This is a genomic window from Chryseobacterium sp. 2P (assembly GCF_059579425.1).
This window is the reverse complement of sequence record NZ_CM184194.1, coordinates 4,407,548-4,432,346: the sequence shown is the minus strand read 5'-3', so window position 1 is coordinate 4,432,346 and position 24,799 is coordinate 4,407,548. Positions and strand designations below refer to the sequence as shown.

At 36.0% G+C, this 24,799-nt stretch carries 24 protein-coding genes; 10 read left to right on the top strand and 14 right to left on the bottom strand.

The window, feature by feature from the left end:
* Positions 1-241 precede the first annotated feature (241 nt).
* The 6 genes from AC52CF_RS20275 (at position 242) to AC52CF_RS20250 (ending at position 6,589) form a co-directional block, all read left to right on the top strand.
* Entirely contained in the window at positions 242-1,267 is a 1,026-nt protein-coding gene (locus tag AC52CF_RS20275) for a rod shape-determining protein (RefSeq protein ID WP_027381028.1), read from the top strand.
* Between the two features lie 27 nt (positions 1,268-1,294).
* Entirely contained in the window at positions 1,295-2,149 is an 855-nt protein-coding gene (gene mreC, locus AC52CF_RS20270; RefSeq protein WP_076391391.1) for a rod shape-determining protein MreC, read from the top strand.
* Positions 2,142-2,648, top strand: a complete 507-nt coding sequence (locus AC52CF_RS20265) for a rod shape-determining protein MreD (RefSeq protein WP_076391393.1) — start codon at positions 2,142-2,144, stop codon at positions 2,646-2,648. The genes mreC and AC52CF_RS20265 overlap by 8 nt, the downstream gene beginning before the upstream one ends.
* Positions 2,645-4,678, top strand: coding sequence for a peptidoglycan D,D-transpeptidase FtsI family protein (locus AC52CF_RS20260; RefSeq protein WP_496517610.1), 2,034 nt, complete (start codon positions 2,645-2,647; stop codon positions 4,676-4,678). Before AC52CF_RS20265 ends, AC52CF_RS20260 begins: the two co-directional genes overlap by 4 nt.
* Complete coding sequence (gene rodA / locus AC52CF_RS20255) at positions 4,675-5,904, top strand: rod shape-determining protein RodA (RefSeq protein ID WP_235132488.1); 1,230 nt, start codon at positions 4,675-4,677, stop codon at positions 5,902-5,904. Before AC52CF_RS20260 ends, rodA begins: the two co-directional genes overlap by 4 nt.
* A gap of 106 nt (positions 5,905-6,010) precedes the next feature.
* Positions 6,011-6,589, top strand: coding sequence for a pentapeptide repeat-containing protein (locus tag AC52CF_RS20250; RefSeq protein ID WP_214588048.1), 579 nt, complete (start codon positions 6,011-6,013; stop codon positions 6,587-6,589).
* Positions 6,590-6,967: 378 nt separating this feature from the next.
* Here AC52CF_RS20250 and AC52CF_RS20245 read toward each other — a convergent pair whose 3' ends face one another.
* Together AC52CF_RS20245 and AC52CF_RS20240 are read right to left on the bottom strand one after the other, a co-directional pair.
* Positions 6,968-7,681 carry a C40 family peptidase gene (locus AC52CF_RS20245; protein ID WP_214588050.1) on the bottom strand — a complete coding sequence of 238 codons (714 nt, stop codon included), beginning with the start codon at positions 7,679-7,681 and terminating at the stop codon, positions 6,968-6,970.
* Positions 7,682-8,125: 444 nt separating this feature from the next.
* Positions 8,126-10,321 (bottom strand): glutamine synthetase III family protein, encoded by a 2,196-nt coding sequence (locus AC52CF_RS20240; protein ID WP_076391403.1) that lies wholly within the window; start codon positions 10,319-10,321, stop codon positions 8,126-8,128.
* 366 nt (positions 10,322-10,687) lie between these two features.
* Here AC52CF_RS20240 and AC52CF_RS20235 point away from each other — a divergent pair, with 366 nt between their 5' ends.
* The 3 genes from AC52CF_RS20235 to AC52CF_RS20225 all read left to right on the top strand — a co-directional run bounded on the left by AC52CF_RS20235 (position 10,688) and on the right by AC52CF_RS20225 (position 15,128).
* Positions 10,688-12,379: a DUF6909 family protein gene (locus AC52CF_RS20235; RefSeq protein ID WP_214588052.1), complete on the top strand. Its 1,692-nt coding sequence runs from the start codon at positions 10,688-10,690 to the stop codon at positions 12,377-12,379.
* 307 nt (positions 12,380-12,686) lie between these two features.
* A complete protein-coding gene (locus AC52CF_RS20230; protein WP_214588053.1) occupies positions 12,687-13,151 on the top strand; it encodes a DUF1572 domain-containing protein in 465 nt (154 codons plus the stop codon).
* Between the two features lie 135 nt (positions 13,152-13,286).
* Entirely contained in the window at positions 13,287-15,128 is a 1,842-nt protein-coding gene (locus tag AC52CF_RS20225; protein WP_214588055.1) for a M1 family metallopeptidase, read from the top strand.
* A gap of 89 nt (positions 15,129-15,217) precedes the next feature.
* Here the strand turns inward: AC52CF_RS20225 and AC52CF_RS20220 are convergent, their stop codons facing one another.
* On the bottom strand, positions 15,218-15,820 hold the full coding sequence (locus AC52CF_RS20220; protein ID WP_214588057.1) for a hypothetical protein: 603 nt from the start codon (positions 15,818-15,820) through the stop codon (positions 15,218-15,220).
* A 157-nt stretch (positions 15,821-15,977) separates the two neighbouring features.
* Here AC52CF_RS20220 and AC52CF_RS20215 point away from each other — a divergent pair, with 157 nt between their 5' ends.
* Complete coding sequence (locus AC52CF_RS20215; RefSeq protein ID WP_214588059.1) at positions 15,978-16,736, top strand: type III pantothenate kinase; 759 nt, start codon at positions 15,978-15,980, stop codon at positions 16,734-16,736.
* Positions 16,737-16,808: 72 nt separating this feature from the next.
* Here the strand turns inward: AC52CF_RS20215 and AC52CF_RS20210 are convergent, their stop codons facing one another.
* The 11 genes from AC52CF_RS20210 to AC52CF_RS20160 all read right to left on the bottom strand — a co-directional run bounded on the left by AC52CF_RS20210 (position 16,809) and on the right by AC52CF_RS20160 (position 24,465).
* Entirely contained in the window at positions 16,809-17,240 is a 432-nt protein-coding gene (locus AC52CF_RS20210) for a nucleoside deaminase (protein ID WP_214588061.1), read from the bottom strand.
* Positions 17,241-17,870, bottom strand: a complete 630-nt coding sequence (locus AC52CF_RS20205) for an energy transducer TonB (RefSeq protein WP_250902073.1) — start codon at positions 17,868-17,870, stop codon at positions 17,241-17,243.
* Between the two features lie 54 nt (positions 17,871-17,924).
* The gene (locus AC52CF_RS20200) at positions 17,925-18,845 is read right to left on the bottom strand and encodes a helix-turn-helix transcriptional regulator (protein WP_214588064.1); all 921 of its coding nucleotides are present in this window, start codon (positions 18,843-18,845) and stop codon (positions 17,925-17,927) included.
* A 123-nt stretch (positions 18,846-18,968) separates the two neighbouring features.
* Positions 18,969-19,595: a leucine-rich repeat domain-containing protein gene (locus AC52CF_RS20195; protein ID WP_214588066.1), complete on the bottom strand. Its 627-nt coding sequence runs from the start codon at positions 19,593-19,595 to the stop codon at positions 18,969-18,971.
* 153 nt (positions 19,596-19,748) lie between these two features.
* Positions 19,749-19,922 carry a hypothetical protein gene (locus AC52CF_RS20190; protein WP_214588068.1) on the bottom strand — a complete coding sequence of 58 codons (174 nt, stop codon included), beginning with the start codon at positions 19,920-19,922 and terminating at the stop codon, positions 19,749-19,751.
* 240 nt (positions 19,923-20,162) lie between these two features.
* Positions 20,163-20,717, bottom strand: a complete 555-nt coding sequence (locus AC52CF_RS20185) for a hypothetical protein (protein WP_214588070.1) — start codon at positions 20,715-20,717, stop codon at positions 20,163-20,165.
* A 2-nt stretch (positions 20,718-20,719) separates the two neighbouring features.
* On the bottom strand, positions 20,720-21,409 hold the full coding sequence (locus AC52CF_RS20180) for a hypothetical protein (RefSeq protein ID WP_214588072.1): 690 nt from the start codon (positions 21,407-21,409) through the stop codon (positions 20,720-20,722).
* Positions 21,410-21,483: 74 nt separating this feature from the next.
* Entirely contained in the window at positions 21,484-22,140 is a 657-nt protein-coding gene (locus AC52CF_RS20175; protein ID WP_214588074.1) for a DUF2589 domain-containing protein, read from the bottom strand.
* Between the two features lie 317 nt (positions 22,141-22,457).
* Complete coding sequence (locus AC52CF_RS20170; RefSeq protein WP_375191116.1) at positions 22,458-22,676, bottom strand: hypothetical protein; 219 nt, start codon at positions 22,674-22,676, stop codon at positions 22,458-22,460.
* A 62-nt stretch (positions 22,677-22,738) separates the two neighbouring features.
* Positions 22,739-23,776 carry a patatin-like phospholipase family protein gene (locus AC52CF_RS20165; RefSeq protein WP_214588076.1) on the bottom strand — a complete coding sequence of 346 codons (1,038 nt, stop codon included), beginning with the start codon at positions 23,774-23,776 and terminating at the stop codon, positions 22,739-22,741.
* A 188-nt stretch (positions 23,777-23,964) separates the two neighbouring features.
* A complete protein-coding gene (locus AC52CF_RS20160; RefSeq protein ID WP_375191115.1) occupies positions 23,965-24,465 on the bottom strand; it encodes a M15 family metallopeptidase in 501 nt (166 codons plus the stop codon).
* Positions 24,466-24,799: the final 334 nt, after the last annotated feature.

Sequence of the window (24,799 nt, the reverse complement as noted above, 5' to 3'; positions counted from 1 at the left end):
TTCATTCTTCCCGAAAAATATTTCACCATACAGGATTTACTTTTCATTGTCGGTTTACCCGCATTAAGCCTGCATTTACCTTAGATCCAGCTTAAAATAAATCCTGTAAATGCTTACGGTAAAAGTTAATAGCTTGTTACAAATTTTAATAAAAATTTAACCAAATTATATGCTCGCGGAATTTCTTGGGTTGTCTTAAATTTATATCTTTGTAACTCTTTAAAAAATCAGAAGTAAAAGTATGAGTTTATTCGATATGTTTACGCAAGAAATTGCGATAGACCTTGGTACTGCCAACACCCTTATCATCCATAATAATAAAATTGTTATAGACCAGCCGTCTATTGTCGCGATCGAACGTTCGACAGGAAGACCGATTGCCGTGGGTGAACAGGCAAAACATATGCAGGGGAAAACTCATGAGGATATCAAAACAATCCGCCCTTTGAAAGATGGGGTAATTGCTGATTTCCATGCTTCTGAACACATGATCAAGGAGTTTATCAAAAAAATTCCTGGAATTAAAGGGAAATTTATTCAGCCGGCGTTAAGAATTGTTATCTGTATTCCTTCCGGAATCACAGAGGTTGAAAAAAGAGCGGTAAGAGATTCTGCCCAGAAAGTAAACGCTAAAGAAGTTCGTTTGATCTATGAACCAATGGCTGCTGCGATAGGAGTGGGAATCGATGTACAGAAACCTGAAGGAAACATGATTATCGACATAGGTGGCGGTACTACAGAGATTGCTGTTGTAGCTTTGGGAGGTATCGTTTGCGATAAATCTGTAAAAATTGCAGGAGATGTATTTACCAACGACATTGCTTATTACTTAAGAACTCATCACAACTTATACATCGGAGAAAGAACAGCAGAGAGAATTAAAATCGAAGTTGGTTCTGCTGTTGAAGACTTAGACGTAGATATCGAAGATATTCCGGTACAGGGAAGAGACCTTATTACCGGAAAGCCAAAAGAAATTATGGTGGGTTACAAAGAGATTGCCAGAGCATTGGACAAATCAATCATCAGAATTGAAGATGCGGTAATGGAAACACTTTCTCTTACTCCTCCGGAATTGGCGGCAGATATTTATAAGACAGGAATTTATCTTGCCGGTGGCGGTGCATTATTAAGAGGTCTTGCAGACAGATTGCACAAAAAGACAGGTCTTCCTGTATTTGTAGCAGAAGATCCGTTGAGAGCGGTTGTTCGCGGAACAGGTATTGCACTTAAGAATATGGATAAATTCAATTTCTTAATTAAATAATTCTAACTTTTTACGAAACACATCTGAATGGGATTTTTGCTGAGATTATTTTCAAAGAATGCGCTATTTGTCTTCTTTATATTTCTGCAAATTATTGCTCTTGTTCTGATATTCTCTAAAAACGCAATGCAGCAATCATGGATTGCAGGGCAGTCTGCTGCTTTCAATTCCTGGGTTTCGGGATATATCGATGAAGGAGTTTCGTATCTTAAGCTGAAACAGATCAACGAAGATCTTGTAGCACAAAATAAAGCCTTGATGGTGGAACTTTACGGAAAACAGGGGGCAAAAAATCCAATGTTCAGAAAAGTTCATGATACCATCGGAGGCGGACAGATTTATACTTTTGTTGACGGAGAGATTGTTTTCAACAGCATCAACAGAAGAAATAACTACTTTACCATCAACAGAGGTCGCAGAGACGGTGTTTTTCCACAAATGGGCGTGATGGCTCCGAAAGGAATCGCCGGAATCGTTATTAACTCTACAGACAGCTATGCTTTGGTTCAGTCGGTTTTAAGTGTTAATAAAATCAGAATCAATGCTGCCTTAAAAAACTCAGGATATTTCGGAACTTTAACATGGAACGGAGACAACTCCAGAGTAATGCATTTGGCGGATATTCCAAAATATGTTGCCCTGAAAATTGGCGATACTGTGGTTACCGACGGAAAATCAGCGATTTTCCCTAAAGGCGTACAGATCGGAACCATTGCGGGATATTCTGTGGATAATAAAACCGGATTCTGGGATATTTCGGTGGAACTAAGTGAAAAAATGGGAGCTTTAAGCAAAGTTTATGTGGTGAAAAACCTCAAGAAAGCAGAAGTTCAGAAGATTCAGGATACCATGCAGGCTGTAATAAAAAAGGAAAATGATTAGCAGAACATTATTTACGGATATATTGATTATGATTTTTCTGGTTGCATTACAGGTTTTTGTACTGAACAGGATCACCATTTTCGGAAAGTACACTCCGGTGCTCTATCCGGTATTCGTGATGTTTTATCCTTTTTTCAGAAATAAATTTCAGTTTTTAGCACTAAGTTTTCTTATCGGGCTTTCCGTAGATGCATTTCTCGGAACCTGGGGAATGAATGCCTTTGCAACCACTTTGATTGCTTATTTCAGGACTTTGATTTTCAGAACTTCTACAGATACTTCTACAGATTTTTTCTCTTTTCAGTCCCTGCAGTGGGCGCAGTTTTTACTGTTTTTATTTTCAAGTATCTTTTTGCATCAGCTTTTAGTTCAGTACATTGAATTCTTCAAGTTGAGCAGATTTTTTGAAATATTGCTTAATGTATTGGTAACTAGTTTAATTTCGTTTATATTTATAGTTATTTACGCATTAATCTTTAAAATCAAACAAAAAGTTTGAACACACGTTATTTAAAAATCTTTTCCGTTCTTATCGTTATCGCTCTGATTTTTGTGGCGAGAATTGCTTATTTACAGTTGTTTACGGATCGTTATGCTTTAAATGCAGCGAATACTTCCATTAAAATTGAATACGTTATTCCGCAAAGAGGGGTTATTTTTGACCGCAACGGCAAAATTCTGGTGGGAAACCAGCCTGCCTACGAAATTTCTTTCACTCAGGCTCTAATGCGTCCTGATTTTGATACCGTAGGATTCTGTAATCTGATGAAGATTTCGAAAAATGATTTCGTAAGAACCATTGAAAATATTAAAAAAGAAAAATATTATTCCAAACTGACTCCCATGACCTTCATGAAAAATCTAAGCCGTGAAGACATTGCGAGAGTTCAGGAAATCATATTCAAATATCCCGCTTTCAGCATCGTTTCAAGACCTCAGCGACAATATGAAGTTTCTACGTCGGGAAATCTTTTGGGATATACCAGTGAAGTTAACGAAAGAGAAATTAAAAAAGACTCTGCCTATTATTTACCGGGCGATTTCATCGGAAAAACAGGGGTTGAAAAAGCCTACGAAAAAGATCTTCGCGGAGTGAAGGGAATGAAATACATTCAGAAGGACATCAAACTGAGAAATGTAGGACCTTACAAAAACGGATCTTTAGACAAAGACGTTATCACAGGAAAAGACATTACGCTTACCATAGACTACGATTTGCAGAGAATTGCTGAAGAAATGCTTGTCAATAAGCACGGTGCGATTGTAGCAATTGATCCCAATAACGGAGAAGTTCTGGTCGCAGCAACGGGACCGGATATCGATCCTAATCTTTTTACCGGACCGAATAAATCTAAAAACCTCTACGCTTTATCCAAAGATACAATTTACGAAAACAAACCGACTTTCGACCGATCTTTACAGGCGGCTTATCCTCCCGGTTCCACATTCAAATTGTTAACCGCTTTGTCTGCGATGCAGATGGGCGTGATGGACGAAAATACAATCTTCCCTTGCGGTGGTGGATTTAATTACAGAGGCTTGAGAATTAAAGGTCACGGTGGCGCAGATCCGCTGATTCCTGCTATTCAGGTTTCCAGTAACTGTTACTTTTCCTACGCGTATTTGGCGATCGTTAATAAATATCCCGGAAATCCTTCGAAAGGGGTTGACGAATGGAAAAAGATCATGAGCAGCTTTGGAGTAGGGGAATTTTTGAACAATGATTTTGCAGTAGGCGCAAAAGGAAGAATTCCTACCGGAGAGTTTTATGAAAAAAGAATGGCTTCCATTTATAAAGCAAGCGGTTCTAAAAAAGATCCTAAAAACTGGGATCCTTTGGCAACAGGGGCTGTTTTCAACGGAATGGGACAGGGAGACGTATTGGTAACTCCGCTTCAGCTTGCCAATTATGTGGCAGCAATCGCCAATAAAGGATGGTATTACACTCCGCATATCGTAAAATCGATCGACGGAAAGCCCAATCCGGATCCGAGATTCAGAAAGAAGCATCAGACTTTAGTTGATAAAAAACATTTTGAACCGGTGCTGAAAGGAATGGAAGCCGTAGTTTTAAGAGGTACGGCACATGGCTTAAAATCAAACGATTTTACCCAGCTTGCAAAAACAGGGACTGCACAGGTTCCGCAGGGAAAAGATAATTCCATTTTTGTTTTGATTGCTCCAGCTGATAAACCTAAAATTGTGGTTGCAGCGGTAATGGAACACGCCGGATTTGGAGCAACCTGGGCAGGTCCAGCCTCAACGGTAATCGCCGAAAAATTTATTACAGGCGATCTGAAGCGTGAAAATCTCTACAAAAAAATGACTTCCTCAAGCTTTATGCCTGAATACAAAAGACAGTGGATTGCGGATCTGAAGCGTAAAGGTTTATACAAAGAACCGGTAGATTCTCTCAAGCAGAAAAGAATACAGGACAGCCTGAAATTTGTAAAAGAGCAGAAAGCAAAACTGCAGAAACAGATAGACATCGAAACGAAAAATAATAAAACAAAACCTGCTAAACAATGAAATGGGCAGAAGGAATAGATAAATTAGGTCTTGGCTTATATTTCCTGCTTTGTGCTTTTGCCATCGCAAATATTTACAGTGTAGACCAGAAATTAGGAGAAAAACAGCTTATTTTCTTCTGTATTTCCCTGTTCGTCGGATTGGTGATTTTCGTGGGACGAAGCAAGTTCTTCGAAAACATGTCAGGAATTATTTACATCGGTGGTGTTCTACTTCTGGTCGGGCTTTTTCCTTTTGGTAAAGAAATCCTCGGGCAGAAAAACTGGTATAAATTCGGAAGTTTTACCATGCAGCCCGTTGAGTTTGCAAAGATAGGAACCGCTTTAATGCTCGCAAATTATGTTTCCGGACCGGAATTTAATCTGAAAAACAGGAAATCTCTATTAACGACTTTAGCTATTGTAGGAATTCCGGCTGTTGTCGTTCTTGCCATTCCCGATGTTGGTTCCATGTTGGTTTTTATCGCCTTTTTTATTGCCTTGTATCGTGAAGGATTGAGCGGAGTTCTGTTTGGAGTAGGATTTCTTTTTGCAGGGGTTTTCCTCGTCTCTTTGGCAATAGATCCGATCTGGGTTGCGATTACCATCGTTCTGATCATCGGAGGTTACATTGCAATGAATTATTACAAAATGTCGTGGAATATTATTTCCATTTCAAGTATTGCGGGTTCGGTGCTGCTTTTATGTGGTCTGGCTTTCGGTGCGCCTTATATTTTAGAAAAACTGCCGAAACACCAGAGAGAAAGAATTGAGGTTCTTTTTAAAGGTGAAAAAGCGTTCAGAGATACTTCCGGTTATAATTTATTGTATTCCAAAACCGCTATCGGTTCCGGAGGTCTTTGGGGAAAAGGATACCGTGAAGGTTCCGTTACACAGGGGAAATTTGTTCCGGAACAGGAAACCGACTATATTTTCTGTACGGTAGGTGAGGAGTGGGGGTTTGTAGGAAGCGCTGTTCTTATTCTTTGTTACATGATCTACATCGGAAGGATTTATTATCTTGCCGAGCAGCAGAAATCGGGATTTAACCGCGTCTTTGGATATTGCTTTGCCTCAATTCTTTTAATGCACTTTACCATCAATTTAGGAATGGTAATGGGGCTATTCCCAACTGTTGGTATTCCGTTGCCGTATTTCAGTTACGGAGGAAGTTCTTTACTGGCGTTCTCAATGATGACTTTTATTTTCTTTAAACTGAATTATTCGGATAAGAATAGTCTGGTTTAAAAGCTGGAAGCCGGAAGTCTAATGATGGAAGTTTAAAATGGTATGTTTTAATTTTCTTACTTGAATCGGCTAAATTCGTGAGATAAAATAACTCTCAACAAAGTTTATGAAAGAATCCTATTTTTCAGATCAGCATTTCGAGAACAAAAATTTCACGCAGCCTTTAGACAATGGCGAATACGAAAACTGTACTTTCCGAAACTGTAATTTAGAATACGCCAATCTTTCAGGCTATAATTTTAACGACTGCGAATTTATTGGCTGCAACCTCAGCATGATGAATCTGGTTTCAACAGCTTTTCGCGAGGTGGTTTTTAAAGAGTGTAAAATGTTCGGACTGCATTTTAACGACTGCAACGAATTCGGATTATCGTTTACATTTGAAAGCTGTCTTCTCAACAATTCCATATTTTATAAAACATCAATCAAAAAAACACTATTCAGAAATTCAAAATTAATTGAGGTTGATTTTTCCGAATGTGATTTATCGAACGCAATATTTGCCGGATGCGATCTCTCCGGAGCTGTTTTTGACCATACCAACCTTGAAAAAGCGGATTTCCGTACATCGTTCAGCTATTCCATAAATCCGGCTTCAAACAGGCTTAAAAAGGCTAAATTTTCGCTTTCTGAAATTCATGGACTCCTTCATCAATTCGATATTGAAATTGATAAAAACGGATAGGTTACTGTTGATGGTTAATCGTTGATCGTTTTGCTGTCTAATACCATTTTATCTTTGGATTTTCTTTACATAAATATTCCGTAGGAATTGTATCTGTGCAGCATAAATGAAGAATGCAGAATCAGAACTCCGCAGGAGTTCAATTTCACAGTAATTTTAATAACAAAATGAGATAAAAATTATCTAAGCTCTTTTATGAGTGAAACGGCTCTGTGAAACTAAAAGCAAATTATTTATCTTCTTAGTATTAGAAAAAGCAATTCCCCTTCTCTGAAGGGGTGGATTTTGCGAAGCAAAAGACGGGGTAGTTAAAAACGGAACAATAAAAAAACCATCAAAATTTTTGATGGTTTCATTATTTAAATCAATTATTTAAAATTAAAAACTTGCTGCGTTTGCTGCCGGAGTTGTTGTTGCAAGATTATTGTAAGCTTCTCCGTTTTCGTTGATGATTCTCTTTCCGAATCTGTATTTTGGACCCCAATAAGAATCATTTAATGAAGAAATCATGACTCCTTTAGAAGTTGCGGCGTGAATAAACTTCACTTCTCCGTCTTCAGTTACGCTTTCTACGATTCCTACGTGAGAAATTCTTCTTCCGTGAGAAAAGAAAATAAGATCTCCTTTCTGAAGGTTTTCTTTCTCGATTCTTTCACCTTCTTCAGATTGTGAAGCAGCTACTCTTGGTAAACTAAGACCTGCTGCAGCTCCGAAAACTGAAAGAACGAAAGCTGAACAGTCGATTCCGTTTCTTGTCATTCCTCCATATCGGTAAGGAGTTCCAAGATAAGTCTGTGCTTCGTTTAAGATGTTGTCGATTGTTGCGTTATGTTTGATTGCTTTTGCAATCTCAGAATTTTTGATAGAATTTTTTGTGTTGGCTAAAGTAGCTGCCTTTTCTGCAAGAAATGAGTTGATTAATTTCTGCTTATCCTGCTCCATTTTGTTTGTTTCAAGAGAGGCAAGTTTGGCATCTGTTTTGTATTCTTTAGCGTAAGTTGCTGGTTTTGAAACTACGTAGTTTGTAACACACGATTGTAACGATACAGTAGAGACGAAAGCAACTAGATAAAACAAAACTCTTTTCTTCATATATATTTGATTACCGTGTTAAAAAAAGGATAGTATATTTTCAAAAGCAATACAAAAATATAGAATCCGAGTAAAAGAGCCCCGATATGACAATTGTCAGGTTCTTTATTTAACACATTTTAACATAATTTTTACGTATGTTAAAAAAAAATAAACCGCAACCGCCTGTTTTGGGTAGGTGTGCGGTTTTTTTTATTAAGATTCTTTAACAAAATTATCACCGATTATGGTAGAATAAAGGAAAGGCAATCAAATTAATTCAAAATACCCCATTATAAATTTTGTTAATAAATGATTGGTTTTTCGGCTGTTTCAGGTTTTTAACTCTACTTTTTAATGCTTTTATAACACCTTTTGTATTCGATTTAAAAAAGAATTCATAACCCCATAAAAAAAACTCCCCGATCAATAGGGGAGTTTCACTAATATGGAACTTTACAAATGTTACTTTGTAAATAACATTTCTCTGTATTTCGTCATTGGCCAAAGCTCATCATCTACCATCATTTCAAGATCGTCTGATGCATCTCTGATGGTGTCGAATAAAGGTTTTACCTTATTACAGTATTCTTCAGCCTGTTTTTGGCTCTCTGTAACTGCTTTTGCCGCTTCTCTTGCTTTAATAAGATCTTCAACGCCTACTTTAATTTTAGAAACATTCTCAGAAATGCTTGTAATTAAGCTCATCTGTTCTTTTGCCAAAGATTTGAATTCTTTGTCACCGAAGATTTCTTTTAACCCTTTTACGTTCTCGATCAGTCTGTTCTGATAATTTAAAGCAGAAGGAATAATGTGGTTTCTTGCGATATCACTTAATACTCTTGCTTCGATATCAATAACCGTAGAATATTTTTCTAATTTGATTTCGTTTCTTGCTTCAACTTCTCTGTGTGTGAAAATTCCCATCTCTTCGTAAAGCGCTAAGAATTTCTCGTCCATTTCCTGCTTAAGGGCTTCCGGAGTTGTTTTTAAGTTGTTTAAACCTCTCTTTTCCGCTTCTTTAGCCCAGTCATCAGAATATCCGTCTCCTTCAAACATAATGTTTTTACACTGTTTGATGTATTCTCTTAATACATTGAAGATCGCTTCATCTTTCTTAAGACCTGTTTCAATTAAAGCATCAACTTCTTTTTTGAAGTCGTTTAACTGTTTTGCAGCAATTGTGTTCATTACCGTCATAGATTCTGCACAGTTTGCAGAAGAACCTACCGCTCTGATCTCGAATTTATTTCCTGTAAATGCAAATGGAGAAGTTCTGTTTCTGTCGGTGTTATCCAACAGAATTTCAGGAATTTTTCCAACAACATTTAGTTTTAAATCTGTTTTTTCGTCCGGAGAAAGTTTTCCTTCCGTTACTTTTTCAAGCTCTTCCAAAACTCTGAACAACTGACTTCCGATGAATACGGAAATAATTGCCGGCGGAGCTTCGTTTGCACCCAATCTGTGGTCGTTGCTTGCAGAAGCAATACTTGCTCTTAAAAGATCTGCATATTCGTGAACTGCTTTAATTGTGTTGACAAAGAACGTTAAGAACTGTAAGTTTTTCTTAGGGTTTTTTCCCGGGCTTAAAAGGTTTTCACCTGTATCGGTTGCTAAAGACCAGTTATTGTGCTTTCCGCTTCCGTTTACGCCAGCGAATGGTTTTTCGTGGAACAAAATATGGAAATGATGTCTGTGAGCGATTCTTGCCATAACGTCCATCAACAAAGAGTTGTGGTCAACAGCAACGTTTACTTCTTCAAACATCGGAGCAAGCTCGAATTGATTTGGAGCTACCTCGTTGTGTCTCGTTGTTACAGGGATTCCTAATTTCATACATTCGATTTCCAGCTCTTTCATGAAATTCATGACTCTTGTAGGAATTGAACCGAAATAATGGTCATCCAACTGCTGTCCTTTTGCAGGAGAGTGTCCTAACAAAGTTTTCCCTGTTAATACAAGGTCTGGACGAGATTGATATAAAGCAGAATCTACTAAGAAATATTCCTGCTCCCAACCTAAAGTTGGGGTTACTTTCGTTACATTTTTGTCGAAATACTGCATTACATTGGTTGCAGCTTCGTCTACCGCGTTCAAAGCTCTTAGAAGAGGAGCCTTATAATCTAAAGTTTCTCCTGTGTAAGAGATGAAGATCGAAGGAATGCATAGAGTAGTTCCCATGATGAACGCAGGAGATGTAGGATCCCACGCGGTGTAACCTCTCGCTTCAAAAGTGTTTCTGATACCTCCATTCGGGAAAGAAGATGCATCCGGTTCCTGCTGAATCAATAAATTTCCGCTGAATCTTTCGATCGCTCTTCCACCTTCAATCGGAGTGAAGAAAGAATCGTGCTTTTCTGCCGTAGAACCTGTTAAAGGCTGAAACCAGTGTGTGTAGTGCGTTACACCTTTGCTCATTGCCCAATCCTTCATAGCCACCGCAACCTGATCTGCAATGTGTCTCTGGATTTTGCTTCCTTTTTTTACCGCATCCATAATAGACTGGAATGCTTCTTTCGTTAAATATTCTCTCATCGTTTCTTCTGAGAAAACATTCTGACAGAATAATTCTGATAATTTCACGGGAACTTCTACAGAATTATCTCTTCTGAAGTCCTTGAATGGTAAAGTTTCTAACGCTTTGAATCTTAAAGTTGACATATTAGGTTAATTTTTACGGGGCAAATTTACGAAAAAATTGAATCGAAAATTATTTTACCCTAAAAATTTAAGGGGTGTTTTTAAAATTTAATATAATTTTAAAATGATTGTAGTTTTTGGAGGGGCTGACTTTCAAAATTACATTCATACCTTATTATATATAGGATGCTTTTTCTGAATGTAGAATTTGATATTAAGAAAATTTATTCCTGAAACTTTTAAAAACAAGCGGCGAAAATCTTAATTTTAAAACACGAAATATTTTTGCGGGATTAAAAAATTCGTTAATGCATTGGTTAGCAAACGAATATATGATTTAAAATATTTTTCGTAACTTAGCAGACTTTTTATAAAAATTTTAAATATATGACAAATTCTAGAGCAAGAGAAACCACCGAGGCAATTGAAAGACTTTACATTTCTATGAGACACCTGTTTTATAGAGGTTTTTTCAAGCCGAGCGGAGTTTCAGGAGAAAGCATTAGAAGTTTGTTGAAGACGATCAATCCGGAAATTTACGGTACCATGAGTATTCCAGGGAAACTGGAACTCGATGGTTTGATGTATGTTTTAGACAGACTTCCAGAAGGAATTGAAGAATGCGCCTTCATTCATCTTACATCAGACGAAGGTTTTGATAAAGGAAGTTTCGAACCGATTGTTCCTAAAAAAAGAAGAAGAAACTGTTACAGAATCGATGAACACCAGATGAACATTGAAGTTCTTTTGGGACGTTCGGAAATTTATGATATTCTTACCCATCTTACCTTTTTATTTATTGAGGCAGATAAAGTCCGCAATCTGGCTTTCATTCAGGATGAAAACTGGAAACCGACAAGGGCTTTCAAAATTATTGAAGAAGTAGTAAAAGGGGAGAAAAAATTCAGCAGAAGAGAAAAAGAAGTTGCCCTTATTCATTTGTCTTCTTTAATAGGAAGAACGTTTGATGAAACTTTAAAGGCTTACAATACTTTCGGGGATGATGAAAATCCTGACCGTTTATTCAAAATCATCTACAACCTTGCGAAAGTAAGTCTGGAAGATGCAAAACAGACGAGAGAAAGAGAAATTCATTTCAGTGCTATTTTAAAGGAAAGAGTAGGGCATCACTATTTTGGTGAAAAGTGGGCAAATAAAGTGAAAGAAGTTTTGTTTGAAAATAATCTTCATATGAGACCGCTTCACATTATTTCTGCGAATATGCACTCTGTGAAAAATATGCTGTATGCCAACGAAGCATTGAAGAAAAAAGATCATAAAGAAGTAGATTATAAAATGTACGGAGAAATTTCCGACAAAAAAGAACTTCGCGATAAAGTTTCAAAATACGCTTTGGAACAGGGGATGATCTACATTAATGACAAAAGCGGAAGTAATATTGATGTACAGATCATCGACCTCAGCAAAACAGATCTCAGAAATACGCCTTTTCAGGATATTAAATTTGCGGGAGATGATGTCGTAATGGTTTTCGATTATGCATTCGGAGAACAGGCTTACGAGGTGATGGACGAATTGCTGAGACCTTACGAACATAAAGGCGAAGTGTATATGATGAAGGTAAAATCTGTTTCCATCATGGGGAAAGCGGGAATTCTTGCCGGAGGAAAAGGCGACATCATGATCCCTACTTCACATATTTTTGAAGGAACAGCAGATAATTATCCGTTCGAAAATGCCCTGAAGCTGGATGATTTTAAAGATGATGAATTAAAAGCTTTCGAAGGTCCGATGATTACTGTTTTGGGAACTTCGCTTCAGAACAGGGATATTCTTTCTTATTTTATGAATACTTCATGGAAAGCGATCGGTCTTGAGATGGAAGGAGCGCATTACCAGAAAGCCATTCAGGTGGCATCTAAAATCAGACATCACATTACTCCGGATTTATTCGTGATGTATGCTTATTACGCATCCGATAATCCTTTGGAAACAGGAAGTACCCTTTCTTCGGGAGGTTTAGGATTAACAGGAGTAAAACCAACGTATCTTATCACCTTAAGAATCTTAGAAAAGATCTTACAGAGCGGAAAAAAAGAATCTTCAGCGAAAAAATAGTCTGATTAATTTCAATACATATAAACCTCGAATGTCTTCATTTGAGGTTTTTTGTTGAGGCACGAATTCAGTTTATTTAAACACGAATGACGCGAATTTTCCACACGAATTTCGCTAAATTTATTTGTGCCTAAAATTATGATTATTATTTATTGAATTTGTGTTTAAGACATTTGCTTTAAAGAAAGTAAACTCAGCCGCACGAATTTTCCACACGAATTTCACTAAGTTTATTTGTGTCTAAAATTGTGGTTTTTATTTGTGAAATTTGTGTTTAAGAACATATCTTTAAGAAAAATTAAAACAGATGAGTTCAACAGCACAATTAGCCAAAAGATTCCGGGAGGTCACATTAGATGGTTTATGGATTGCAAATACCAACTTCAGAGATCAGCTTTCCGATGTTTCTTGGGAAAAGGCAACAGCCAAAGTAGATTCTTTAAATACCATCGCAATGCTTACTTTTCATATTGATTATTATATTGCTGGTTTAATCAATGTTTTTGAAGGTGGCAATTTGGAAATCAGAGACCAATTCAGCTTCGACCTACCTCCAATTGAATCTCCGGAACAGTGGGAAAGTTTGAAAAGTAAATTTTTAAGCGATGCCGAAAATTTCGCGGATTTATTAGAGAAAATGCCCGATTCGAAAATAAATGAAGGTTTTGTAGACGAAAAGTACGGAACCTATCTCAGAAATATAGATGGCATGATCGAGCATTGCTATTATCATCTGGGACAGATTACTTTGATTAAAAAATTGTTGAATTAAACATAAATGACGTTAATTTTTCACTAATCACACGAATTTTTATTTGTGCTTAAAATTGTGTGAATATTAGTGATATTCGTGTTTAAATAGATTATTATTTTTAAATACTTATCTTTAGAAAAAATAAAATTTTAAATGAAAAAATCGGTTGCAATCCTGTTTGCATTTATCATTTCACAGTTTCATGCTCAGCAGGGAGATTATTATCAGCAGAGTGCGAAATATAAGATGGATATTGATGTAAATGCTGAAAAGTTTACCTACGAAGGAAAACAGACCTTAGATTACAAAAATAACTCTCCGGACGAACTGAATGTTGTCTATTTCCATTTGTACTGGAATGCTTTCAAACCCAATTCGATGATGGATCAGAGAGTTGCAGGACAAGGAAAAAACGGAGATTCAAGACTGCAGAAAGACGGCGTTTCAAGATTAGCTTCTATCCCAAAAGATCAGGAAGGAGCACAAAATATCCATTGGATTAAACAGAACGGCAAAACACTGAAATTTGAAGTTCAGGAGACGGTAATGAAAGTTTATCTTGCGGAACCGATTAAACCTAATTCATCCACTACATTTACTTTAGAATGGGATGCGGTAATTCCGCAGCAAATCAGAAGAAGCGGAAGAAATAACAGGGAAGGAGTGGATATGACGATGACGCAGTGGTATCCGAAAATCGCAGAATACGATTACGACGGTTGGGCGACATTTGATTATATAGGAAGAGAATTTCACGCGCCATTTTCGGATTTTGATGTAACCATTAAAATCAATAAAGAGTATGTCATCGGAGCAGGAGGAATTCTGGAAAATCCTTCTGAAGTAAAAGGGTATGATGCCAATGCTAAAATTAAAGCAGATAAAAATAAAGCAACATGGAAATGGAGCGCTAAAAACATTCTTGATTTTGCATGGGCTGCAGATAAAGACTATATCGTAAAAAGTTTTGACGTTCCGCAAGGTCCGAAAGTTTTCTTAGTATATCAGAATAACGATAAAACAAAAGTCTGGGAAGAAGCACAGCCTTACATCACGAAATATTATCAGTTGATGAATTCCCATTTCGGGAAATATGTGTATCCGACATATTCTTTCATTCAGGGAGGAGACGGAGGTATGGAATACGGAATGTGTACCATGATCTTAGGCGAAGCAAATGATATTGAAGGATTGATGGGATTAATGGCTCATGAAGGAGCTCATTCATGGTATCAGCAAATGTTGGCTACCAACGAACCGATGCGTCCGTGGATGGATGAAGGATTTACAAGTTATGCGGAAGGATATGTCATGAATCAGTTATTTCCTCCTGCAAAAGAACTTCCGAATCCTTTTGCCAATTCTTTAAATGCTTACAGAAATTTTGTAAAAAAAGGTATCGAAGAACCGGCAATCTGGTTGGGAGATCATCATGATAACGGAACTTCCTATACGTATGCTTCTTATGTAAAAGGAGAATTGTATCTGGTTGAGCTGGGTTACATTATGGGTGAACAGAATCTTGCGGAAACATTGAAGCAGTATTACGATCAATGGGCGCTGAAACATCCTTCAGACAGAGATTTCTTACATATTGCCCAGAAAGTTTCGGGTATGGATCTGAAATGGTTTCAGAATTATTGGATCAATACCACAAAAACAATTGATTACGGAATCAAAGACGTAAAATACGATGCAAAATCTACCACCATTACTTTGGTGAATAACGGGCAGGTTCCGATGCCGATTGATTTCAGTGTGATGACGACCGATAAGAAAATGGTTACTTACCAGATTCCTATGAACATGACTCGTACGTGGAAGGAAAAAGATGCTTACGGAGAATTCAAAACAATGCCATATTGGCCTTGGACTCAGAAAGAATATTCGATTACTGTACCTTATACAAAATCACAATTGTCTGTTTTAGGAATAGATTTCAGCCAAAGACTTGCTGATGTTAATATGGCGGATAATTTCGTTGAGGTGAAATAGAATTAAATTTAATGAAGCATAATAAATCCCTGAAGAGTTTTTTCAGGGATTTTTTTATACGATATTACGTGATAATTGAAAGTGAATTTTTATTGAATTCCAAATTGCTTTACCATCCAATGATTAGAATGGTTCTTAATCAAATCGTTTTTTAAAGCTTCATCTTTGGTGTTGAGGTAATGATAAACTTTTAAAGGAACAGAATCGGGATATTCTTTTAATCCCTGAATAACTGCCGCTTTGGCTTCCTGTTTTTTATCACCACTGTCGAATGATTCGTATTTATAGATATAAATAATGGCTGGGATTTTTCCATAAATTTTTTTTGTTTCTTCTTCCAGCAAGCTCATCGTTTCGATCTGAAATTCAGGGTTTGATTTTTTCCCGACAGCGGCAGTCTGGCTGATGTGCTGCTGATACATCAAAAAAAGCAAAAGAATGTGGATGTTTTTAGTATCGGGATTAGAAATCAGAGTCTGAATTTTTCCTATAGTTTCGTTCGTCATTTCATCATTTTCCGCCTGCAAAGTTTTATTGTAAAACTCGTCTAGAATATTATACACTGTTTTGTCGGTTCCATCAGTTTTGGATTCTTTTTTAAGCTTTTCAAAGACTTCTTTTGCAGCAGCGGCAGTCTGAGAGAAGCTGTTTATTCCCCAAAGAAATAAAAATAGAAGGATCAGTTTTTTCATGAAAATTGAGTTGAAGTGATTTTTAGATCTAAATATAAATAATTGTTTTTTAAGTATAACAAAACTTATCCCGAACATCGACTGTGTTTTTATTAAAATCATTAAATTTAGTGCCTTAAAATTAACCGGAGATTTCCATCTTTTTGAAAATAAATAAATGAAGTCAATTGTAATAAACATAGGAAACAGCAACATCAGATTCGGGCTTTTTAACGAAGATAACTGCGAGATTTCCTGGGTAATTAATACAAAACCTTACCGAACGACAGATGAGCTGTATGCGCAAATGCTGATGCTGTATCAGACTTATAAAATTGAACCTGAAGAAATTGGTAAAGTCATTATCGGTTCCGTTGTACCTCAGCTTACAAAAGTGATGAGTGCGGCGATAAAAAAAATTCATGATATTCATCCCGTAATTGTAGACAGAAATACACCTTCCGGAGTTCAGGCAAAATCTAAACAGATGGGAACGGATATTTATGCAAACCTTGTCGCTGCTCATAATATGTATCCGCACAGGAAAAAAATTGTTCTGGATTTCGGAACAGCACTTACAGCGAGCTGTGTTGCGGAAAGTGGGGAAACTTTAGGGGTAATTATTGCTCCGGGAATTGTTACCGCTCTTAATTCTCTGATCAGCCAGACAGCTCAGCTTCCGGAAATAGAGCTGGTAAAGCCAAAAACAGTTTTGGGATTAGATACCGTAACCTGTATGCAGAGCGGAATGGTGTATGGATTTCTGGGAATGGTGGAAGGGTTTATCGACAGGATAAACGATGAAGTGAATGATGATTGTTTTGTGGTAGCTACAGGAGGAGTTTCCCACGTCTACAAGCCTTTAACAGATAAAATTCACGTGATGGACAGATTGCATACTTTGAAAGGACTATATTTTCTGGGGAAAAATTTATAGTAAAAGTTGAGGTTCAGATTTTAAAAAAAACATTGATAAAAAGTATCCTAAACCTCAGCCTCAACTTTTATATCATCTTTTAGATTTAAAAAATTCTTTCACAATTAAAGAACAGTCATATTCTAAAACACCTGTGATGATTTCTGTTTTTGGATGAAGTGAAAGGTGTTTGTTGATGAATCCTCGATGCTCGTCTCGTGCTCCGATCACGACTTTTGAAATTTGTGACCAAGACAATGCCCCTGAACACATTACGCAAGGTTCCATTGTAACATACATCGTACAGTCTTTTAAGTATTTTCCGCCCAGAAAATTGGCTGCAGAAGTTATGGCCTGCATCTCTGCATGAGCCGTTACATCATTTAATGTTTCGGTAAGATTATGGGCTCTTGCAATCACCCGATTGTTTGAAACGATAATACATCCGATGGGGACTTCATCTTTTTCCAGTGCAATTTCGGCTTCATGAAGAGCCATTTTCATGAAATATTCGTCGGTAAACATTTATTGCTCAATATTCATGGTGAGTGGGAGCCGGAAACGGTATCTTACCGGACCGCCGTTAATGATAGCCGGAGAAAACTTCTGAGAAACAGAATACAGAGCAATTTCTGCCTGTCTGTTAAAGGTAAAATTATCTCCTTCTGCCTGAACGTTACTTATACTTCCGTCTTTTTCTACGATAAATGCAACATTTGCCTTTACGGTTTTTACATCAGAATATACACCCCCGAGATAAAAAAGGTTGGCAACTTCTTTCCGAAGTTCATTAATTCCTCCCGGATAATCTGCCATCTTATCGATAACAACAGAAGGAATAGCAGGAGTTTCAGCGGACGGAGTTTTCAATAATTTTAGTTTATTAAGATCTTCGAGATTTTTTGTTTTTAATAAAGCTCCTGTAAGCGCAACATTCTCTATGCTGTCCATTTTCTGCATAAAAAGCATATAGTCGACCTTTATAGAAGCCTTATGATAATTGTCTGTCTCGGCATCAAATTTTTTCTTAAACTCTTTGCCGAGCATGGAACGGTGCTGGTTGTAATAATTCTTAATAAGCTTAAATTCTTCAGTCTGTTGGGAAAAACAGAAAGAAAAACCGCAGCAAAAAAGAAAAACAAAAAAAGATTTCACTTTGATATATTTATGTAAATGTAATCAAAAAAATGGATCAATTTAATAAGTTTTTTAGCTTTCAAGATACCTGTTTAAGGATTCCTGCAGATGTTTGCGGATATCGTCAACTAAAACTTTAGGTTCCAGTACCTGAACTTCTTTTCCGAAGGAGAGAATTTCCTGCAAAAAATCGTACGTAGGATGCAGGAAAAACTCAAAAAATATTTCTTCCGGTGTTTCTTTGGTTTCTTTCTGAGACTGATGAAGCGGAAAACTTCTGATATATTCTCCCTGATGTCTGCTGCACTTCAAGGCAATTTTCTGTGGATTCTGTTCCGTAAGATTCATCACTCCAAAAGCATTTTTAAAATGTTCTCTGAAATTGTATTTGTATTTCTCTCTGAAAGTATTTTTAGAAACATCCAGATAATTAATTCTGTCTAATCCGAAAGATTTCAGCATTTTATCTTTTGTGTCGATAGCGATAAGATACCACCTTCCTTTGGATTCTTTTAAAGCCAGCGGATGGACTTTTCTTGAAGTCATCAGTTTATTTTTGTAGTTGTAATGTTCAAAAGAAACAATTCTTTTATTACGGATGGCAAAGAAAAGGTCATAAAAATGCTCAACGCCAGTTGGTTTTCTGCTTTCAAAAAAGATAAGATTTGAAAAATCAGGATGAAGATTCAGGGCGTTGCTTACCTGAAAAGACTCCAGTAATTTTTGATTATATTCATCCACTTCCATAATCGGGCGGCTCTCGATATAATACCGGTTATCACCTTTCTTTTTGTTATGAATAGAAAGATTGAAAAGATCTGAAATTTCCCGGATATCTCGTTGCAGTGTACGGATAGAGTAGCTTTTAATCCCCGCATCCTGAAATTCGAAGGAATTAAGAAGGTATTCTTCCAATTGAGAATAAGTCGCTGGAGAACCTTCCAGTCTTTTAATAATTAAGGCGTACCTTGTGAGATAAAAATCTTTTTTCATTGTTAAAAGCTTCTACCACAAATATATGAGGTTAAAGCGACAAAACTTGTCGTGTTTTAATTTTTTTAAAGATTATTTTTAGAATTGATATGAGTTTCGTGATATTTGTTATAAGATTATTTTTTATCTGTACGTAATCACTGCTGTTGCAGGAATTCCCGAAGCACTAAGATCTAACCCTGCAGGAGCAGACACCGCTTGTAATGAAGGAATTAAAAAAGCATTTTTTCCTACTGATTGTACTGTGTTTGGAATATACAGATCATTAACTGCCGCTTTATAATTCAAGAAGGCAGAATCTTCAATCCTTATAAGACCTTCATTGAGTATGATTTTTTCTAAAACCCCTGTTCCTCTTGTATTGGATTGACTATCAAAAGCATTAGATCCAATGAGTTTTAATGTAGAGGGAGTTTTAATAACTTTAATGTTCTGATTGCTAAAAGCATATTGCCCGATTTCTTCTAAACCTTCATTAAAAATGACCTCTCTTATTTGATAGTTAAATCCTTCATACGAGTATGCAGCCACAAAAATCTTCTTTGTATTGGATGGTATTATCAGTTTAATCCCGGATCCAATTAAATTATCTCCGTCAAAAAGCGGAATCACTTTTTCAAATGTTTCAACAGAATCCTGTGGTATTTTTTCTTCCTTATGCCAATACGAATCCATCCATTCCCAGAACTGATTTTGTGTAGGGTAATCTCCCTTTTCAAAGTAGAGTTTTAGTGCTTCTTTTGTTATCATAATATATGTAATTTTTGCGTATTAATTTGGTGGTATTTTTTAAACAAAGTTCCGGCTGTTCAGCATTTTAAGAATATTGAATTTAGAAAAACGAAACAGAAATGGTGGTATAAGAGACTGCTGAACAGCAGCAGAACTTGATATGTTTAAAATTTAATTGATATATATATTTTTGAATGTCATCATTTTTAAAACTCCGTCGGAAGACGTTTTAATGTCATTAAGATAATTGTCGTAATCTGTTTCGGCATTTTCAATATCGCTCCATTCAATAGTGTAGCGGTTTCTGTCGAAAATAATGTCTGAGTAATGATGTTGTGTTTTCATTTTGTTTTGGTGTTTGGCATTAAAAAATTGAATACATTTTGGGCTGTTCAGCATAGATACGTTGAGTGAGAATTTATTTTTTTAAATGATACTTTGTGTTTTGTTTTATACTTCAAATGTAGACATGGTGAACGTCAAAACTTGACGTATTTTTTTAATATTTAAAAATTTATTTCTGATGAAAAAAAATAACCCAAATATTGAGTTATTTTCTGCAATAGATAATGCGCAAAAATAGTGTCACATAAATTCCGTTATTTCGATCTCATCGCCAACAACCATAATAATGTCTGTTTCAGACAGTATAGATTTTAATTTGATGGCTCCTAAGCTCAGTTCATTATCGATAAGTATGGTCTGCCATACACTATTAACAAATACTTCAAAAGAAACCTGAGGATTGTAATGTATTGTTCCCTTTTGTTTTAGAAGTGTAAGCAGCTGTTTTATAAGTTCACGACAGTCGTCTATTTTCTTTTCAAAAGGCATTAATACTGTTAATACCGTACTTTGCAGATCATACAGAATATCTGAAGCTGCTTTAATTTGTTTTTTTTTAATATTGCCTCCTCTTTCGTTACCTATTCTTGCAGCGAGAATTTTTGCCCTGAAACCTGCCAGCTCGGAAACAGCACTAATGTTATAAGAAGAAAAGATATCTTCAGCAGATTTCAGCCAGACCAATAACGAGTCGATAAAATAAGGATCTTTCTTTTCCAGTTTCGAAACAATAGAAGGAAACTGGAGCAATTTCTCTTTCAGTTGTTTGATCAAAATAAATTGTGATTTTTTCATATTTATTCAGGAATTAATGTTTCGACTATGTTACCGTCAATATCTTCATGTCTGGACCATTCCATTCCGGATTCGGTGACACTCATTTTCGCTATAATGATACATTTGGGATCCAAATCCATCAGTTTACTTGCTTCTACAATTACCTCGTTGGGGTTATTCGGTTTGTCTTCTATCGCTTTTTTTGCTTCCTGAAACATTCGGGAATAAAGCCTTTCCTGCAGTTGATCAGGATTTACCAATTTCCATTTGAAGTTTGGAAGTGAAGTACAAAGCTCTATAATATACTTAGGGATACTGTTAAAATACTTCATGTGAGCTTGAGTGACATCAGTAATATTTTCTCGTTTCATTTCTGCAATGGCGCTATTATACTGAACCTGCTTATCACTAAGAAGTGCCTTGAGCTCTTTATCACTGTCTGTATCAGAAGGATCGTAATCTGTTTTGGCTGCTTTTAAAATTTCGTCATAGGTAAACTCAGCGAAAGATAAAACCGGTGATGCCGGTGCTTTTGCAAAAGGAACTGTAAGTTCTACTGTTCCTACCTTCATTCTTGGAACAGAGAAATGTTTTAGCAAATCGTCCTGAGCATATTCTTTCGCAATCTCTAATGTTTGTATATCTGCCATTTTTCTGGCTGCGGTAATTTCTGATACAATTCCGCCTAAATATTCTTTTAATGTCGGCATAATAAGTTAGTTTTTAGTATTAAAAAAAATGAAGCAAAAGGATGGCTGCCAAAGCAACCACCCTGAAATTTAAATTAAACAGCGGCAATACTGTCTTCCAGCATATCCATAATTCTTGAAAGACCAGCAGGCAGTTCATCGTTTACAGCTCTTACATGTACACCCAAAGTGTATGTTCTTTCTGTAGTTGAAGTACTTGAAGTCGTCTTCTTGTAAGAAGCGGATGCATTGAATTTTACTTTCCAGAATTTTGCACTGATAGAAGCGTTTCCTGAGAATTCGCTAGATACATTTTGCGTTTCTACTGAATTCAATTTCGCATTAAAATCAATAGTTACTTCATCAATTCTCAAAGCCGGAATCGTAAGCATCGTAAGGAAAGGAACTTTTAGATTTACGGCTGATTTTAGAAATTGTTGAGATACATTAATGGTAGCAGGTATAGCGGTTGCAGAAGCTTCTACTCTTCCTGCGTCTTTCAGGTCCTGAAGTGTTTTACCATAATCCGGATTGGGTAGAGATTTTTCATAATTAAAATCTACATATCTCAACTGAGAGGGTATTGCGGGAGTACTTCCTGCAGCGGGAACCGCAGGGGTAAAGCCTACTTCTTTAATGAAATTAACCTGGGAAATCGAAGCGTCGTGTTGTGCTTTTACTGCAGCCTGCAAAGGACCACCAATGTAAACACTAAAATCTAAACTGTTTAATTCTTGTACTAAATTTGCCATAATTTGTGAATGGTTTTAAAATGTTAATAATAATTGAAATATAGTTAGTGCTAGCAAACTAATCTTATTTTGAACATAATCTTATCCTATCCAGTGAGAAAACTGAATGATTCTTTGTAGTAAAAAAGGCCGGATAGATTAAAGAGAAAGAATTCTGAAGATCATCCTTTCAGAACTGAAAGTGTAATTATTAATATTCTTTTTGTATTAAAATATTCATCGTTGTAAGTTTTTAGATTATTGTTTTTAATTTCTGAGGTAAAGATATTTACCCAAAGCGTCAAAACTCGACGTATTTTTAATTATTTTCTAAAAAATTAAAAATTTTCTGAAATATATTTTCTAATAAATACAAAAAACAGAATAGTAAAAACAAAAGCAGCGATTACCGAACATATTACATTTTCAATCGGCATATATGGATGTCCATCTTTTGTGACCGGAGGATTGAAGTAGTCTAACAAAAAATAAAAAATAAAACAGCCTGTAATGAAAGAAAGGATATTGAGAATAATAAATGTGAATATTGTTTTCATGATTAATTATTATTTAAATATAATTAAAAAAGCTTATATCTGTATTTTATAAGGTATATAGCTTATATTTTGTTTTTAATTAGTTTTTGAACAATTTGATTTAAGATCTCTCTGTTATCATCAATATAGCTTAATCCTGCTTGTATCAGATTTTCGATATTAGATCTCTTTACATTATCCATCGCAGGAGAAGCGTTTTTTAAAGAAGGATTAAGTCTGTAATAATTTTTCTGATTTCTCAGTCCTAAAGTCTGGAACATCTGACAAAGCTGATAGTCTACTGTTTCTGCGTTGGCAGACATCAAAATATCGATTATCGGATTTACCCAACCTATTTTTCCGGATTTTTCCAGTTTTTTAAAAGAATATGATCTCGCTTCGATCCCCGTTCCAATAGAAATAACAATCATATCATTTACGCTTGGATGATTGGCTTTCTGATGATTTTTCAGAACTTCCGCAAACGGAATTTTTCTTGCTTCTGCGTAGGCGCACAAAGCCGGATTATTAGCAAACATTCCACCATCAATTAAGCTGAAAATTTGCCCGTACATCGATTTTATCTGAACCGGGCTGAAATACGTCGGAGCCGCAGAAGTAGCTCTGCATACGTCTTTTACATAAAAATTATCTGTACTTAAACTGGCTTTCCACGAATTGAATAGTTTTGCTCTTCGGTTTTCTATATCGTAACTGGTTATTAAACAAGGTTTTATTAATTCTTTTAATTCTAAATTTCCAAAAAAATCATTCAGGTTTTTTTCAAGTGCTTCCTGAGAAATTTTTTCGTTCAGAAGTCCGAAAGGATTTACCAAACGTTCCCAAAAAGAAACCTGAAATATGTCACCACCTTTTTCAGCATATAATTCTAATCCTTTTTGGATAGAATATTTTGCTTTCCGGTGTTCATCGGGACAAAGAATAATAGAAGCAATCAGTCCGCCGGTGCTGCTTCCCGCAACAAAATCGAAATAATCACCAAGTCTGGCGCTTGGCTTGTCATGAATCTGAAGCTGCTCTTCTATGTAACGCAGAATAATGCAGGTGATAATTCCTCTGATTCCGCCTCCGTCCAAAGAAAGAATGGTTGTTTTTTTCATATGATTTTTCTCTTTTTTGAAGAAACATTTAACAATTTTAGACAAGTAAAACCAATAGATTCAGGAGAAATAACTATTGGTTTTAGCTTGATATGATGATTGTCTTAGTGTTATCTTACTGAAGCAAAGATAGATCGGGGAAGCGACAAAACTTGACGTATTAAAAATAATTTTCAAATAAATGAGAATTAAAGTATAACGTAGTTTTCTTTATCTCTGGGCATTTTAGAAAGCGTTCTCCAGGATGATTTTATTAATCCTTTCTTTGTTACAATATTTTTCTTTTCAAAATGCGGAAGATCTTTAAAGGTTTTCCAGTTTCCGCCCCAGTCCCATCCGTACTTTGCGAAAATTTTTACACACTCGTACCAATCGGCAACCTGATCATTATCCCAGTCTTTGGCGGTATCCCAACTTGCCGTTGTTCCGTCAATTACCAGGCATATATCTACAGCCAATCCGTAATTATGGATGCTTTGTCCTGCCTTCGCATTGGTTACTTTTTTTCCTGAAGTAATTCTTCCGATGGCATAAAGTTTTTCCTGTTCTTCAAAGCTCCTTAAACCTTGTGTAATTCGTACTTTTGCTCTGCCTGTTAATGCTTTGTCGCATTCATCGATTATCTTCTTTACTTCCTCTCTTACATAAGGGTGAAGTTTTTCAATTCTCTGTAAAGTTGCTTTATCCATTATTAAATATTTTTTATGATTTTGAAATACAAAGCTATACACTGACAACGCCAAAACTTGACGTGTTTTTATGAATTTTGGGCTAAATGAATAATAATAGGAGGGCTTTTATTAATCGAAAAATAAACAAGCAAATCCGGATTTGTTTTGGAAAATGACAACAATAGAATTATGCTTAAAAGTAGTCAGCTGTATACTAAGAGTGGCAGAAAATTAATGCATGAACACATTATATGATGTAATATTGAAGATGCTTAAAAGATTTGTATCTGAATAAATCATTTGATATGGGCGCGAATATTGTGGAAAAAATGAAAGTCTGGAATAGAATGAA

Excerpts from the sequence above, each read along its gene's own strand:
- AC52CF_RS20275 (WP_027381028.1), top strand. The coding sequence starts at position 242 with ATGAGTTTATTCGATATGTTTACGCAAGAAATTGCGATAGACCTTGGT.
- mreC (WP_076391391.1), top strand. The coding sequence starts at position 1,295 with ATGGGATTTTTGCTGAGATTATTTTCAAAGAATGCGCTATTTGTCTTC.
- AC52CF_RS20265 (WP_076391393.1), top strand. The coding sequence starts at position 2,142 with ATGATTAGCAGAACATTATTTACGGATATATTGATTATGATTTTTCTG.
- rodA (WP_235132488.1), top strand. The coding sequence starts at position 4,675 with ATGAAATGGGCAGAAGGAATAGATAAATTAGGTCTTGGCTTATATTTC.
- AC52CF_RS20250 (WP_214588048.1), top strand. The coding sequence starts at position 6,011 with ATGAAAGAATCCTATTTTTCAGATCAGCATTTCGAGAACAAAAATTTC.
- AC52CF_RS20245 (WP_214588050.1), bottom strand. The coding sequence starts at position 7,681 with ATGAAGAAAAGAGTTTTGTTTTATCTAGTTGCTTTCGTCTCTACTGTA.
- AC52CF_RS20240 (WP_076391403.1), bottom strand. The coding sequence starts at position 10,321 with ATGTCAACTTTAAGATTCAAAGCGTTAGAAACTTTACCATTCAAGGAC.
- AC52CF_RS20235 (WP_214588052.1), top strand. The coding sequence starts at position 10,688 with ATGACAAATTCTAGAGCAAGAGAAACCACCGAGGCAATTGAAAGACTT.
- AC52CF_RS20230 (WP_214588053.1), top strand. The coding sequence starts at position 12,687 with ATGAGTTCAACAGCACAATTAGCCAAAAGATTCCGGGAGGTCACATTA.
- AC52CF_RS20225 (WP_214588055.1), top strand. The coding sequence starts at position 13,287 with ATGAAAAAATCGGTTGCAATCCTGTTTGCATTTATCATTTCACAGTTT.
- AC52CF_RS20220 (WP_214588057.1), bottom strand. The coding sequence starts at position 15,820 with ATGAAAAAACTGATCCTTCTATTTTTATTTCTTTGGGGAATAAACAGC.
- AC52CF_RS20215 (WP_214588059.1), top strand. The coding sequence starts at position 15,978 with ATGAAGTCAATTGTAATAAACATAGGAAACAGCAACATCAGATTCGGG.
- AC52CF_RS20210 (WP_214588061.1), bottom strand. The coding sequence starts at position 17,240 with ATGTTTACCGACGAATATTTCATGAAAATGGCTCTTCATGAAGCCGAA.
- AC52CF_RS20200 (WP_214588064.1), bottom strand. The coding sequence starts at position 18,845 with ATGAAAAAAGATTTTTATCTCACAAGGTACGCCTTAATTATTAAAAGA.
- AC52CF_RS20195 (WP_214588066.1), bottom strand. The coding sequence starts at position 19,595 with ATGATAACAAAAGAAGCACTAAAACTCTACTTTGAAAAGGGAGATTAC.
- AC52CF_RS20190 (WP_214588068.1), bottom strand. The coding sequence starts at position 19,922 with ATGAAAACACAACATCATTACTCAGACATTATTTTCGACAGAAACCGC.
- AC52CF_RS20185 (WP_214588070.1), bottom strand. The coding sequence starts at position 20,717 with ATGAAAAAATCACAATTTATTTTGATCAAACAACTGAAAGAGAAATTG.
- AC52CF_RS20180 (WP_214588072.1), bottom strand. The coding sequence starts at position 21,409 with ATGCCGACATTAAAAGAATATTTAGGCGGAATTGTATCAGAAATTACC.
- AC52CF_RS20175 (WP_214588074.1), bottom strand. The coding sequence starts at position 22,140 with ATGGCAAATTTAGTACAAGAATTAAACAGTTTAGATTTTAGTGTTTAC.
- AC52CF_RS20170 (WP_375191116.1), bottom strand. The coding sequence starts at position 22,676 with ATGAAAACAATATTCACATTTATTATTCTCAATATCCTTTCTTTCATT.
- AC52CF_RS20165 (WP_214588076.1), bottom strand. The coding sequence starts at position 23,776 with ATGAAAAAAACAACCATTCTTTCTTTGGACGGAGGCGGAATCAGAGGA.
- AC52CF_RS20160 (WP_375191115.1), bottom strand. The coding sequence starts at position 24,465 with ATGGATAAAGCAACTTTACAGAGAATTGAAAAACTTCACCCTTATGTA.